This window comes from Oceanicoccus sp. KOV_DT_Chl (assembly GCF_900120175.1).
In the GTDB taxonomy this organism is placed as follows: Bacteria; Pseudomonadota; Gammaproteobacteria; order Pseudomonadales; family Dasaniaceae; genus Oceanicoccus.
Map to the genome: position 1 here is coordinate 440,932 of NZ_FQLF01000002.1, position 13,401 is coordinate 454,332.

The 13,401-nt window shown below is 47.3% G+C and carries 13 protein-coding genes; 4 read left to right on the forward strand and 9 right to left on the reverse strand.

The window, feature by feature from the left end:
• Positions 1–30: 30 nt before the first annotated feature.
• On the reverse strand, positions 31–276 hold the full coding sequence (locus UNITIG_RS05670; RefSeq protein ID WP_200821206.1) for an OadG family protein: 246 nt from the start codon (positions 274–276) through the stop codon (positions 31–33).
• Positions 277–654: 378 nt separating this feature from the next.
• Between UNITIG_RS05670 and UNITIG_RS05680 the strand changes: the two genes are divergently transcribed.
• Positions 655–1,629, forward strand: a complete 975-nt coding sequence (locus tag UNITIG_RS05680; protein WP_101759200.1) for a tRNA-dihydrouridine synthase — start codon at positions 655–657, stop codon at positions 1,627–1,629.
• A gap of 20 nt (positions 1,630–1,649) precedes the next feature.
• Here the strand turns inward: UNITIG_RS05680 and UNITIG_RS24105 are convergent, their stop codons facing one another.
• The 3 genes from UNITIG_RS24105 to UNITIG_RS05690 are packed head-to-tail and all read right to left on the reverse strand — an operon-like array spanning position 1,650 to position 3,979.
• Positions 1,650–2,093 (reverse strand): AMP-binding protein, encoded by a 444-nt coding sequence (locus tag UNITIG_RS24105; protein WP_235015286.1) that lies wholly within the window; start codon positions 2,091–2,093, stop codon positions 1,650–1,652.
• Positions 2,090–3,169 carry an AMP-binding protein gene (locus tag UNITIG_RS05685; protein ID WP_235015287.1) on the reverse strand — a complete coding sequence of 360 codons (1,080 nt, stop codon included), beginning with the start codon at positions 3,167–3,169 and terminating at the stop codon, positions 2,090–2,092. The genes UNITIG_RS24105 and UNITIG_RS05685 overlap by 4 nt, the downstream gene beginning before the upstream one ends.
• A 15-nt stretch (positions 3,170–3,184) precedes the next feature.
• Positions 3,185–3,979, reverse strand: a complete 795-nt coding sequence (locus UNITIG_RS05690; protein ID WP_101757519.1) for a class II aldolase/adducin family protein — start codon at positions 3,977–3,979, stop codon at positions 3,185–3,187.
• Between the two features lie 194 nt (positions 3,980–4,173).
• Here UNITIG_RS05690 and UNITIG_RS05695 point away from each other — a divergent pair, with 194 nt between their 5' ends.
• Together UNITIG_RS05695 and UNITIG_RS05700 are read left to right on the forward strand one after the other, a co-directional pair.
• Positions 4,174–4,926 (forward strand): flagellar brake protein, encoded by a 753-nt coding sequence (locus UNITIG_RS05695; protein WP_101757520.1) that lies wholly within the window; start codon positions 4,174–4,176, stop codon positions 4,924–4,926.
• Positions 4,927–5,029: 103 nt separating this feature from the next.
• A complete protein-coding gene (locus UNITIG_RS05700) occupies positions 5,030–6,019 on the forward strand; it encodes a polysaccharide deacetylase family protein (RefSeq protein ID WP_159931100.1) in 990 nt (329 codons plus the stop codon).
• Here UNITIG_RS05700 and UNITIG_RS05705 read toward each other — a convergent pair.
• Genes UNITIG_RS05705 through UNITIG_RS05715 form a run of 3 tightly spaced genes read right to left on the reverse strand, consistent with a single transcriptional unit; the run spans position 6,001 to position 10,082 of the window.
• Positions 6,001–6,843, reverse strand: coding sequence for a glucosaminidase domain-containing protein (locus UNITIG_RS05705; protein WP_101757522.1), 843 nt, complete (start codon positions 6,841–6,843; stop codon positions 6,001–6,003). The two genes, UNITIG_RS05700 and UNITIG_RS05705, sit on opposite strands and share 19 nt — an antisense overlap.
• Positions 6,844–6,882: 39 nt before the next feature.
• Positions 6,883–9,375 (reverse strand): ABC transporter permease, encoded by a 2,493-nt coding sequence (locus tag UNITIG_RS05710; protein ID WP_101757523.1) that lies wholly within the window; start codon positions 9,373–9,375, stop codon positions 6,883–6,885.
• Between the two features lie 2 nt (positions 9,376–9,377).
• Positions 9,378–10,082 carry an ABC transporter ATP-binding protein gene (locus UNITIG_RS05715; RefSeq protein ID WP_101757524.1) on the reverse strand — a complete coding sequence of 235 codons (705 nt, stop codon included), beginning with the start codon at positions 10,080–10,082 and terminating at the stop codon, positions 9,378–9,380.
• A 68-nt stretch (positions 10,083–10,150) separates the two neighbouring features.
• Between UNITIG_RS05715 and UNITIG_RS05720 the strand changes: the two genes are divergently transcribed.
• Complete coding sequence (locus UNITIG_RS05720) at positions 10,151–10,813, forward strand: arylesterase (RefSeq protein WP_101759201.1); 663 nt, start codon at positions 10,151–10,153, stop codon at positions 10,811–10,813.
• 6 nt (positions 10,814–10,819) lie between these two features.
• Here UNITIG_RS05720 and UNITIG_RS05725 read toward each other — a convergent pair whose 3' ends face one another.
• Positions 10,820–11,554 (reverse strand): M48 family metallopeptidase, encoded by a 735-nt coding sequence (locus tag UNITIG_RS05725; protein ID WP_101757525.1) that lies wholly within the window; start codon positions 11,552–11,554, stop codon positions 10,820–10,822.
• Positions 11,551–13,374 (reverse strand): DNA helicase RecQ, encoded by a 1,824-nt coding sequence (gene recQ, locus UNITIG_RS05730; RefSeq protein ID WP_101759202.1) that lies wholly within the window; start codon positions 13,372–13,374, stop codon positions 11,551–11,553. The genes UNITIG_RS05725 and recQ overlap by 4 nt, the downstream gene beginning before the upstream one ends.
• Between the last annotated feature and the right edge of the window lie 27 nt (positions 13,375–13,401).

The window sequence follows — 13,401 nt, forward strand, 5'->3', positions numbered from 1 at the left end:
ATAAATCTAAAAAATGTAATCGGTACTGAATTATTTGTTATCTTTTGAACGGTGCTGATGAATAGCAGCACTAATTACCGCCACCAGCTGATCATTATTTTGCTTACCAGCCTGAGCCGATGGCCGCTGCGCAACAACAGGCTCCGGCTTGACGAACCGCTGCAATACCGTGGACATAACGCCAGTCAGCACGACCAGCAAGGCTAGAAATACAAAAACAGTACCCATGCCAAACAGCATCAGCTCTACACCTTGCTGCATCAAAGTACTTTGCATGTTTTCTCCCCTGCGGAACTGATTAAGTCTGACTGGATGATCTCGTCTAACAACGTGCTAGCAAACCGCGCCCAAGTAGATGGTGGCGACAGTATAAAAGTGAGGGTCAATTTACAGGTAAAGAACCGTTTAGGCAATAATAAAAGGCCCACTTATGCAAAAGTAAAAAAACTACAAAGCCTTTGTTTTCAGGGGTTTATACACACATTCAGCCACCCGCATACGACTAAAATAATCGCATAGCAACTATTGTTTCTACAGCAAAAGTCTTGCATAGCAGCTTGGAGTTCTGTAATTTTTTTACTTATCGGCAGCAGCGACCTTCCCGCCATTGACGACACGGGTATAATGCCGCCAGCAAAAACCGATGAGCAAACCATGCGAATTTTTTTAGCCCCGATGGAAGGGGTCGTTGATCACACCATGCGCGACATGCTAACCCGAGTGGGCGGCATCGATCGCTGCATCACCGAGTTTGTTCGCATCACCGATCACAAACTGCCACCGCGGGTGTTTTATCGCTACTGTCCGGAACTAATCAATGGCGGACGAACAACAAGTGGCACCCCGGTTTATATCCAGTTACTCGGCGGAAAACCCCAGGCTATGGCTAGCAATGCCCGGCAGGCTGCCGCACTGGGTGCTCCAGGTATCGATATAAATTTCGGCTGTCCCGCCAAACAGGTCAATCGCAGCGATGGCGGCTCGGTACTGCTAAAAGAACCACAACGGTTGTTCGATATCGTCAGCGCGGTACGCATTGCAGTGCCTGATAACATTCCCGTTACTGCAAAAATCCGCCTTGGCTTTGAAGACCGCTCACTGTTAACAGACATCACCCAAGCCATCTTTGCCGCCGGCAGCAATGAGTTAACCATCCATGCCCGCACCAAAGCTGATGGCTATAAGCCCCCTGCCTATTGGGACGCCATTGCCGATATCCAGACGAATAGCCCGATACCCATTATTGCAAATGGAGAAATATGGACGCCACAGGATGCGCAAAACTGCCTACAGCAAAGCGGCTGTGACGACATCATGTTAGGCCGTGGATTATTAGCTCGTCCGGATTTGGCACGACAAATCAGTGGTGAACAGCGCCAACAAACCACTGCAAGCATGCTCTGGTCAGACGTGCTGGTACTGCTGCAACAATTTTGCGTAGTGACCGAACAAGAATACGAACCTAAATATGTCGGTAATCGCGTTAAACAATGGCTGGGTTATTTGCGGCAACACTATCCAATGGCCGCGGTATTATTCGAACAGATCAAACGGCTGAAAACACCAGAAGATATTGCTGAAGTGATTACTGCACAACGTTTAAATAAGTGCGATCAAGCGGTCGCCTAAGCCCCCTCACACAGAATAAACTAAACGGAATACTGTTGCCGCAAAATATTTTTTTGTACTTTACCCATCGTGTTTCTAGGCAGCTCAGCAAGCTGATAAATTTTTTTAGGTACTTTATAAGTTGCCAATTGCTGCTTAGCCTGAGCAATCATTTGCAGCTCATCAATGTCACCGTCAGCAACAACCACTGCGACTACGGCTTCACCCAAGTCACTATCAGACACACCAATTACCGCAGATTCAATAACACCCGGCAGCTGATCCAATACCAACTCCACTTCTTTAGGGTAAACATTGTAACCACCACTGATCACCATATCTTTGGCGCGACCAACAATGGCAATATAACCATCCTCACTAATGACACCCTGATCGCCAGTGACAAAAAATCCATCGCCGGTAAATTCCTCGGCGGTTTTCTGCGGCAGCTGCCAATACCCTTGAAACACATTAGCGCCTTTCACCTGAATTGAACCCACCTCCCCACTGGCATCGGCGTATTAATGTCATCGACAACTCTTACCTCAACACCTGGTAATGGCAATCCAACCGTGCCAGCGCGACGCTCACCAATTAAAGGATTGGAAATCAACATGCCGGTCTCTGACATACCATAGCGCTCTAGAATACGATGGCCGCTACACTGCTCAAACTGCGCGTGGGTTTGTGCGAGCAACGGCGCCGAACCAGAAATAAATAAGCGCATATCCTTACACAACTCCGCACTAAAGGCAGGGCTATCCACTAAGCGCGTGTAAAAAGTAGGAACGCCCATCAACACGGTTGCTTGCGGTAACTGCTCAATCACCTTACCGACATCAAACTTTGGCAACATAATCATTGCCGCACCCGCCGCCAGTACACAATGACAGGCAACAAACAAACCATGCACATGAAATATCGGCAGGGCATGAAGCAATACATCCCGGCTCGTCCATCCCCAACAATCCTTTAGCGTCAGTGCGTTACTGGTTAAATTGTGATGACTTAGCATCGCCCCCTTGGGGCGACCGGTGGTACCCGATGTGTATAATATTGCGGCCAGATCATCAGCCCGACTTAACACTGTTGAAAAACAATCCGGCTCAGCGGCGGCTCGCTGCTGCAAGCTGCCATTGCCATCAATAGCCAGGGATTCATAACGGGATTGATACTGTCCAGCTAATTGTTGTAATAAGCTTTGCGTTGATGTATCGCGAACTAAGGGTAAATCACCAACGATAAGGCTGGGACTGGCATCTTCAAAAAAATACGCTAACTCCGTTGCGGTATAACCCGTATTAAGCGGCAGGTAGACCAAGCCAGCTCGCACACAAGCCAAATACAACATCAACGCCGCAGCTGATTTTTGCAACTGCACCGCAACTCGCTGACCCGGCTGCAAACCTAACGCCACCAAGCTATTCGCCAACTGCGCAGAGCTGGCCTCCATAGCAGCATAACTTACTGCCTTACCATCGACAGCGATAATAAATGGCCGACTACGATCCGCTGGAAAATGCTGCTCAAAAACGCTGTATAAATTGTGATTAACCGACATCAATAAAACTCAAGACTAATCAAACATATCGGGTTGTTCAGCAGTAATCACACTATAAAGCGGCTGAAAACTAAACCAGCCGGCCAAGCTACCTCCCAATACATCGTAAGTTTGCTTCGCACTTTCAGCATTAATTAATTTCGGTGTGCCAGCGGCCTCTGCCAATAACTGTGCCTGACAACTGCGCTCCATAGTGATAAACCACCAAGCGGCTGCTTCGATAGTATCTGCAGCTGTTAACAACCCATGATTTTGCAAAATACAGGCTTTGTTATCACCCAAACCAGCAGCGATACGCTCCCCCTCTCCCAAGTCCAGCACTACCCCGGTAAAATCCTCAAACACCACATGGTCCTGATAAAATGCACAGGAATCCTGTGTAATAGGGTCTAGCAACCGCCCTAGACTTGACCAGCTCTTGCCATAAATGGAATGCGCATGGGCTGCTGCATTCACATCGGGTCTCGCTGCATGTATTTTTGAATGAATGGTAAATGCAGCGCCATTTAATAAACCCTGCCCTTCAACGACCTCGCCAGCATGATTCACTTTTAGCAACTGTGACATTTTTAGTTGCTTAAATGAAACGCCCATCGGGTTAACCCAAAAATGATCAGTATGCTCTGGATCTCTTACAGTGATATGCCCCGCCAAACCCTCATCAAAACCGAATTTACCAAACAAGCGAAAAGCGGCGGTCAATCGCTGTTTGCGATGCAAACGCTCCTCCTCAAACGAAGCGAAACTTTCCGGGCCAAAATTCGCATTGGCGCCCCTATTCATTACAATGTCTGACTGCGTATCTGTCATGGTCACTCCTTTATATGTATCACTGAATGGTATTGACTACTAATCACACGTATTTTCACGAATTATTTAATCGCATCATATTACAGATTGCAGCCTTGTTGCCGATTAAATACTATGGGCAATCGAAACTACAAACTGGCTATAAGCATTCACCGACAAAAAAACCAAGCCAAGAGAATTAAGCCCTTAGCGCTATGTCATTTTTAAAATCATTAATCCATCGTGTCTTCAGCGATAACGACGCCGATAAAAGCGAAACCGATGACCGCTATGCGCAGCTGGAACAGCTACGCATTGACCACGACTGGATTAACGTCAACATAACCAAAACCGACCAGACTTATCAAAGCCTTATAGTCACTATTGATATTGAAAATGGTGAGCTGATTATTGATGACTTGTACCCTCCAGAAAATCTGGACCAGCTCGAAGCCGGTGACACCATCGAAATTTTCAGCCAATCCCGCACCAAACTTGTCAATTTTTATACCCGGATTCTGGCACGGGAATTTCACGATGGTAGCCCCAGTTGGCGCTTGGAACTGCCAACCGAAATTGGCCGTAACCACAGCCGTGGCGCTTACCGTATTTATGTTGAAAGCGAACAGGGGCTCGAGCTCGATATCTACCATGACAATGAACCAATACCAGACGTCCACATCATCAATCTCTCGGCAGAGGGATTGAAGCTCAGCATAAGCCAGCAAGCAGAAGGCATTCTAAAAACCAACCAACATTTCACCAACTGCATAATACGCTTACCCAGTGGCTTCGATGTCGATTGCGATCTGGACTTACGCAATAGCTACCACATCCGCACACCAACCCCACATATTCTGGCAGGAGGAAAGCTCACTATCCACAACCCGCAACAACGGGTGAAACTGCAGCAGTATTTAGCCGCAGTGCAGCGTCACCAGCGGCGACGGGAAATGCGAGTTAATTAAAGTGATAGTAAAAAAGATAGTTATCAGCCTAGCGCTTTTTATCTGCTTAGCCGCCATCCATAGCCAAGCCAACACTCAGCTGCCTCCCAGTCATGCAGTTGTTTTGCTGTACCACCATGTTGCCGAAGACACCCCGGCTATCACCAGCATAAAACCTGAACACTTCAAACAACAGCTGGCCTATTTAAAAGCGCAGGGCTTTAAGGTGTGGCCACTTGCAGATATCGTTGCAGCATTACAAAAAAACATCGCCATACCCGACAAAGTTATCGCGATCACTTTTGACGACAGCTACCAGTCAGTCTACGACACCGCCTACCCGTTATTAAAAAGTTACAATTGGCCTTTTACTATTTTTGCTAGTACCGACTCCATTGACAGCGCCTACAACCATCAAACCAGCTGGCAACAACTACGAGAAATGGCCGCTAATGGTGCCACCATTAGCAATCACAGCGCCACTCACGGCCACCTACTAAAACGCCAGGACAATGAAAGTGACGCGCAGTGGCAGCAAAGAGTCAGCAATGACATAACAAAAGCACAGAAGCGAATTAAACAAGAGATCGGTACCGAGAACTTTCTATTTGCATACCCCTATGGTGAAAATAACCAGGCACTGCGGCAACTAGTAAAAACATTAGGGTATATTGGTTTCGGCCAGCAGTCGGGCGCCGTCGGCGAACACTCTGACCCACTGAACCTACCGCGTTTTCCATTCTCGGGACACTATACTGATCTGGAAGATTTTGCTTTAAAGGCACACACATTAGCTCTGCCAGTCATTGCGACAACTGGTGAAGACTATCTCCTCAGCAATACCCAACGCCAACCGAAATTACAACTGACATTGGCTGATAGTTTTACCCGCAAAGATGCGTTGCAATGCTTTGCCAGTAATCAAGGGCCTATTAAGCTTGAATGGATGAATAATAATCGCGTCAGCATCACCCCGAATAAGGATATACCGGTAGGGCGTTCCCGCTATAACTGCACCGCTCTGTTTAATAGTAACAATCAACCAGCACGCTATTACTGGTATTCCCATCCCTGGCTCCGGTTGGGCGAAGACGATCAGTGGCCGGCTGAATAAACCAGCGCACTTTCCATTTCACCTTGCGGTGGTAACTCTTCAGCGATATCAAACCTGGATAATTTATTTATTCTCATCATCCGCCGCACCTCTTTAATATAGTCTTCACCACGCTCGGAGTAGCTCATTAAACCGGCGGCTAATTCATAGCCCGAAATAGGCTGCTGCTCCTGTCTTAACTGTGCTCTGATACTCCGTAAATCCTTATAGGCACGACCTGCATTGATATTTCTAATATAGGATTCAACTGATTGCTTGGGACTATCGAAACTAGCCACCTCATGCATAGCCCCGCTTATCCGGCCATCGGGAATAAGGCCACAACCTTTCGAAAAACACCACTGACCAAAAAGATTATTACCCTCTATGGCAAAACGTGAGGTACCCCAAGCCGATTCATTTGCGGCTTGCGCCAGCGCCAATGAAGGTGGTATCTGATCGACCCTAAGGGTCAATTCAGCAATCACCCTGGTCATGGCTTTAGCTTCCACTTTTACCCGATAGTACTCGGCAAGTGACTTAAGCCAAATACGCTCTTTTTGAGTTAATTGTTCACTGTTTTGTTGCAAGCGAAGCAACGCCTCTCGAAGTTTCGCGATACGACGGTTTTCTTCTCGCACAAACTGCAACACGAAATTAAAGAACGCGGTTTTTTTCTCTTTTACCGATTGATAAACAGCAAAGTCAGGCAGTTCCGGGTCAGAATAAGATGCCTTTGGTTTTACTCGGGGTAAATCCTGACTATCTGCTGGCAATAAAACCAAAATCAATAACAAACAAAAAATAACACTGCAGGCACTGAACAGCCAGGAATTGCGTGACATATGAATTAGATCCTTTTATTTTGAAAATCAATACCGCTTTTATAATTCTCGTAATACTTGAATCGGTGGCGTGTTGACCACTTTACGGCACGTTACCATACCAGCCAAGCCAATCAAAATGGCTCCGATGACTGGCCCAATCAACCATACCCACGGATGGGCAATATAATCCATCCGCAATACAAATTTTTGCAAGGCATAAACGGAGAGTTCTGCTGAAAACGAAGCCAGTATTCCAGCCAACATACCGAGCACAGCAAACTCAATGGCCAAACTACCTAACACCAAACCGCGCTTGGCACCCAGTGTTCGTAAAATAGCACTTTCCTGAAAGCGACTATCCAGACTCGCTTGCACACTCGCGATTAATACCAATAAACCACTCACTACAATCAAGCCCAACACCAATTCAATGGCGCTACTAACCTGTTTGATAATCGTGCGTATTTGTTTAATCACCGAATCCATCTCAATAACACTAATCGTCGGAAATCGACGTAAAAACTCATTTAAAAATCGCTTTTGCTCTTCAGGCAAATAAAAACTTGTCATATACGTCGCGGGGTATTGCTCCAACAAACCCGACGGAAATACCATATAAAAATTGGGTTTCATCGTATCCCAATCCAGCGCACGAATACTGCTAATGGTCACTACCAATGTTTGCGAACCAATCATAAACGTTAACTGATCTCCCAAGCTGACTTGCAAGCGAGTAGCCAGCCGCGACTCAATCGATACTTGCGACTCCTGACTGCCTGGCCCCCACCACTGTCCCTGCAACAAAACGTTGTCACTGGGCAATTGATCAGACCAAGTCAAATTCATTTCTCTATCCATACTGTTAGCCAAACTCGGATCCGTATTCGCGATCTGTTCACTAACATCAATCTCGTTAACTTTAATGACTCTACCCCGAACCATCGGATAAATTGGCTCGCTAACCAAAGACTCCCCTTGTAACAATTGCGCTAAAGCGTCAACTTCGTCAGTGGCAACATTGATCAGAAAATGGTTAGGCGTGCCTTCCGGCAACTGTACCTGCCACTCTTCAATTAACGAGGTCCGCACCAAACCCAACATCAGCAGCAACATAATCGCCAATGAAAAGATCACCACTTGTGCTGCGTTCTGCAACCCTCGACGGCGCATCGACGCCAATGCCAGGCGCCAACTACTGCCCGCCTGCATTCCCACTTTGGTAGTACCGCGAAGTAAATACCAGGCGAAAAAACCGACAATCAAAAAGGTCAGCAATACACCACCCAATACTGCTACCGTTAGTTTGATATTACCGCTATACCAAAACATCAGCAGTGCAATACCGATGACACCAATAATATAACTGACTGTATTGCTCAAACTGTTATGAGCCAAGTCGCGGCGCAGTACTCTTAACGGCGAAATACCTTGTAAACTTACCAGCGGCGGCACCGCAAAAGCCAATAAGCACACTAAAGCCGTCACCGAACCAATCACAAAAGGCTTAATGGTAATGCCCGGAATAACGGCAACTGCCAAATATTCCTGTAACACCCCAATAAAAATTTCCTGAATAAGCCAGCCCATGGCACAACCTAAAAACAAGGCCACAACACCTAATACAAATAAATTGGTAATGTAGATAGTCAAGACTTTAGCGCTGGTTGCACCCAGTGATTTCATCATTGCCACATAATCGTAATGGCGTTCACTGTATCGTCGCGCAGCAAGGGCGATGGCTATTCCCGCCAGCCCCACACCCAGCGACCCCGCTAATAGCAAAAACTGCTCTGCGCGTTCCAAAGACTGGGAAATACGTGGCTGCGTATCCTTTAAACCCAACCATTTATGCGAAGGCTGCATTTTTTTCTGCAACCACCGACCGTATCGCTCTAAAGCCGCATTATCCCCGGCAAACAAATAACGATAACTGACTCGGCTACCTGGCTGGACAATATTAGTTGCTTCAATGTCAGAAAAATTCATCATCAGACGCGGACCAAAACCAAACATTTCAGCACCACGATCCGGCTCACTCACCACTACTTTGGTGATCAACAGCTTAGCCTCACCAACATAGACATAATCGCCGACAACGACATTCATCAATGGCAGTAGCCGTGGATCCAACCACACCTCGCCCGACTTTGGCGCCGCCTTGCTTTTAATACCTGTGGTAAATGCCTGCTCACTTAACTCCACCTCACCTCTTAGCGGGTAGGCATCACTGACCGCTTTGATAGACGCTAACTGCATCGGCGCATCAACGGTTTCACTGGCATAGATAACCGATTGAAAAGATAACACGCTGGCTTGCTGTAAATTTAGTTCGCTGGCATATTGCAACCACTCGGACTCAATAGGATGAGCACTTTGCAACACGCGGTCAGCGGCTAGAAAATGACTGCTCTGCGCGGTTAACCCCTGTTGCAGGCGATCAGCAAATAAAGAAATACCAGTTACGATAGCCACAGCAATGACGATGGCGGCTGTCAGTATTCCCAACTCGCCACCGCGCCAATCACGCCACAATAAACGTAGACCAAACATAGCTATGCCTCAGTCTGAATCGGTGGCACTGCAGGTGATTGCAACGAATCAGCCACAATTTCCCCTGCATCTAGCGTGATACTGCGCTGACAGCGTTCGGCCAATCGCTGCTCGTGGGTTACCAGCACCAGAGTCGCACCTTCTTCCCGGTTTAGATCAAACAGCAAGTCGATGACATGGGCACCGGTAGTAGTATCCAGATTGCCTGTAGGCTCATCGGCAAATAAAATTTTTGGCTGTGAGGCAAAGGCTCTAGCAATAGCTACTCGCTGCTGTTCACCCCCGGAAAGCTGGCGAGGATAATGATGATAGCGGTGATCGAGACCCACTCTTTGCAAATACTTCTCTGCCAACTGACGAGCTCCAGCCACACCATTTAACTCAGCAGGCAACATGACATTTTCCAGCGCCGTTAGACTGGGCAGTAATTGAAATGATTGAAATACAAAACCGACCAAGTCCGCACGCACCTGCGCCCGCTGATCCTCATTCAAAGCAGTAATTTCAGTACCGCCTAAAATAATTGAACCTTTGCTGGGCACATCCAATCCCGCCAACAATCCCAACAATGTAGATTTACCCGACCCTGAAGAGCCCACAATAGCCACCGATTCACCCGCATTTATCTGACAATTAATGGCATTTAAGATACAAAGAGAGCCTTCAGAGGTCTCAACACTTTTTTCTACGGCTTGGGCTGTTATCATGCAAATAAGATCCTGAAATTAACGACTACGATAGACAAAATAGGCAAACTAAAACGGTGTTGATATTTATGCCCACTAAGTCTCTATTAAAAAAACTAAAAAGTAACTGGCAGCTAATGCTATTACTGTTGATCCTCTGCAACAATCCATTGGTCCATGCGGACAATCAACATACCATTATGGTATTAGGTGACAGTATCAGCGCGGCATTTGGTATCCAGCGTGAACAGGGCTGGGTCAACTTGTTAGATCAACAGTTAAAACACGACTACCCGGATACCAAGTACCCAGTGATCAACGCCAGCATCAGCGGAGAAACAACGGGTGGTGCTTTACGTCGCTTGCCACAGCTGTTGACGCAACACAAACCGGCAGTAGTCATTATCGAATTAGGCGGCAATGACGGCTTACGCGGCTACCCAATTACCAACTTTCGCCAATCTCTACAGCAATTGGTGACACTCTCGCAGCAGGCAAATGCTGCGGTTTTATTGACCGGCATGCAAATACCGCCCAATTACGGTCCACGCTATACCCAACAATTCTACGCAAGCTACGCCGAAACGGCTCAACTTTTTAACATTCCTTTAGTGCCATTTTTGCTAACCGACATCGCCTTAACACCGGGGCTAATGCAAGGCGATGGCATTCACCCTACAGCCGCCGCGCAGCCACAGATACTACAAAACGTATTACCGCAGTTGAAGGCAATACTGGATAAGCTGAATTAAGAATTGTTAACTCAGCTGCTCGATTAATGCTTCCCGCACACGCCAATCCGGCAGGATACTGGCTAACAGGCGATAAAATTCTTTGCCATGATGAAAAGCATGCAAGTGACATAGCTCGTGAACTATAACGTAGTCAATACAATCCAGTGGCATCTTCATTAACCACAAATTCAATGTCACCTCACCCTTACTGGAACAACTGCCCCAGCGCCGGCGCATTTTACGGATAGTAATTTCAGGTATTCGAAACTTATCCTGAAACCAATCAGGAAAGGATTCAAAGCAGGCAAACATACGTTCCTCAAAAATAGCTTCGGCCTGCTTTCGATACCACTGCTGTAACGCTTGCTCAATTTGCTGACTGTCACTCGGCTCGCGCACCTTAATCAGCAGCACTCCATCTTTAAACTGAGCACTGCTACGCCCAGCCCGCTCTATCCACAACGGAAAAGTCTCTCCTAAAAACGGATGGTATTGGCCATGCTGAAAGCGGGGTTTTGTTGCCGATTTAGCCAGTACTTGTTGGCGTTGATTAACAATCCAGTCAGCGCGCTGCTCTACAAAATCAACTAATTCATATTTTGGCAGCCATTTAGGCGCCCTAACCTCAACAGTGCCATCGGGCAACACATGCACCGCAATAGTTTTACGTTTTTGCCTCTTGATGACATAGTCAAAAGTCTGATCAACGACTAAGGGCAATTGATCTGCAGGTTTGTCAGTGACATCAAAAGCGCTCATTCCAACGCTAACTCCGCATGCCGGGAAATCACTTCAATAAATTCACCGCCATATTTTTCCAGTTTACTTTCACCCACACCGGTAATGGTTAACATATCCATCCGCGACATCGGCTGTACCTCTAACATTTCTTTCAAGGTGGCATCATGAAAGATGACATAGGGCGGCACATCAAATTCTTCCGCCAAACGCTTGCGGCAATCCCGTAATGCCTCCCACAAGACTTCCTGCTCAGGTAACACCGGCGTTTTACTGCGGGATTTTTGCCCTGACGAGCGTGAATTTTTACCCGCAGGTTTTAACTCATCTACCCGTAGATGCAGCGACTGCTCGCCACGCAACACCGGGCGACACTCATCAGTTAGTTGCAATGCGCTATAGCCTTCAACATCAACGCGTAGCAAACCCCGCACCACCAACTGCCGAATCACTGACCGCCACTGCGCTTCGCTGTTATCTATACCAATTCCAAAGGTGCTGAGCTGATGGTGCTCATGCTGCAATACCTTTTCGGTTTCCTTTCCCAATAGCACATCAATAACGTGAACTACGCCAAAACGCTGGCCGGTACGATACACACAGGACAACACTTTTTGTGCAGCTTCACTCGCATCCCAGGTTTGTGGAGGGATTTGGCAGTTGTCGCAGTTACCACATTGCTCGGCTGACTCATCGGCAAAATAGTTAAGTAATACTTTGCGCCGACAGCTGGTGACCTCGCATAGACCCAGCATCGCATCCAGCTTATGTCGTTCACTGCGTTTAAATTGTTCGTTCGCCCCTTCGGACTGCATTTGTTGCAAGCGCACCACATCCTGCAAACCGTAAATCATCCACGCTTCCGCTGGCTGACCATCGCGACCGGCACGACCGGTCTCCTGATAATATGCTTCGATACTTTTGGGTAAATCCAAATGCGCAACAAAACGCACATCCGGCTTGTCGATGCCCATACCAAAAGCGATAGTGGCAACAATAATGACGCCCTCTTCACGTAAAAACCGGCTTTGATGCGTTTCACGTAATTGCGGCGACAAACCTGCATGATAAGGCAAAGCGGTATAGCCCTGCGTCGTTAACCATGCGGCGGTGTCCTCCACTTTTTTTCGCGACAGGCAATAAACAATACCCGCCTCTTCTCGACGATTTTGTAAAAAACCTAGCAACTGTTTACGAGGGTTTATTTTATTGGCGATGGCATATCGGATATTAGGACGATCAAAGCCGCTGATAAACGCCTGCGCATTCACCAGCGCCAAACGCTGAATAATTTCTTCACGGGTACGCTGGTCTGCTGTTGCCGTTAAGGCGATGCGCGGCACACTAGGAAACAGTTCATGCAACATATTTAGCGACAGATAATCCGCGCGAAAATCATGCCCCCATTGCGATACACAGTGCGCCTCATCAATGGCAAATAAAGCGACTTCACAACGCTTTAGCAAGGACTGGGTACGCTCCTGAACCAGTCGTTCGGGAGCAATGTAGAGTAAATCTAACTGGCCATCGATCAATTGTTGCTCGATCAATTGCTGCTCGTTTACTGATAAAGTGGAATTGAGAAACGCGGCATGCACCCCCAATTGCTGCATGGCATCGACCTGATCCTTCATCAACGCAATCAAAGGCGACACGATAATGCCAGTGCCTGGCCGCAACAGTGAAGGGATTTGATAAAACAAAGACTTACCGCCACCGGTAGGCATTAACACCAAAGCATCGTGGCCATTCACTAATTGCTCAATAATGTCGGCTTGTTGACCACGAAAGTGCTCATAGCCATACACCTGATTGAGAATTTCTATTGCGCTGTTATACATGGATGCCTTGCTGATTGAAGCATTGGT

Coding starts and splice junctions, on each gene's coding strand:
- UNITIG_RS05720 (WP_101759201.1), top strand. CDS start 10,151: ATGCCCACTAAGTCTCTATTAAAAAAACTAAAAAGTAACTGGCAGCTA.
- UNITIG_RS05695 (WP_101757520.1), top strand. CDS start 4,174: ATGTCATTTTTAAAATCATTAATCCATCGTGTCTTCAGCGATAACGAC.
- UNITIG_RS05690 (WP_101757519.1), bottom strand. CDS start 3,979: ATGACAGATACGCAGTCAGACATTGTAATGAATAGGGGCGCCAATGCG.
- UNITIG_RS05680 (WP_101759200.1), top strand. CDS start 655: ATGCGAATTTTTTTAGCCCCGATGGAAGGGGTCGTTGATCACACCATG.
- UNITIG_RS05685 (WP_235015287.1), bottom strand. CDS start 3,169: ATGTCGGTTAATCACAATTTATACAGCGTTTTTGAGCAGCATTTTCCA.
- UNITIG_RS05715 (WP_101757524.1), bottom strand. CDS start 10,082: ATGATAACAGCCCAAGCCGTAGAAAAAAGTGTTGAGACCTCTGAAGGC.
- recQ (WP_101759202.1), bottom strand. CDS start 13,374: ATGTATAACAGCGCAATAGAAATTCTCAATCAGGTGTATGGCTATGAG.
- UNITIG_RS05725 (WP_101757525.1), bottom strand. CDS start 11,554: ATGAGCGCTTTTGATGTCACTGACAAACCTGCAGATCAATTGCCCTTA.
- UNITIG_RS05705 (WP_101757522.1), bottom strand. CDS start 6,843: ATGTCACGCAATTCCTGGCTGTTCAGTGCCTGCAGTGTTATTTTTTGT.
- UNITIG_RS05670 (WP_200821206.1), bottom strand. CDS start 276: ATGCAAAGTACTTTGATGCAGCAAGGTGTAGAGCTGATGCTGTTTGGC.
- UNITIG_RS05710 (WP_101757523.1), bottom strand. CDS start 9,375: ATGTTTGGTCTACGTTTATTGTGGCGTGATTGGCGCGGTGGCGAGTTG.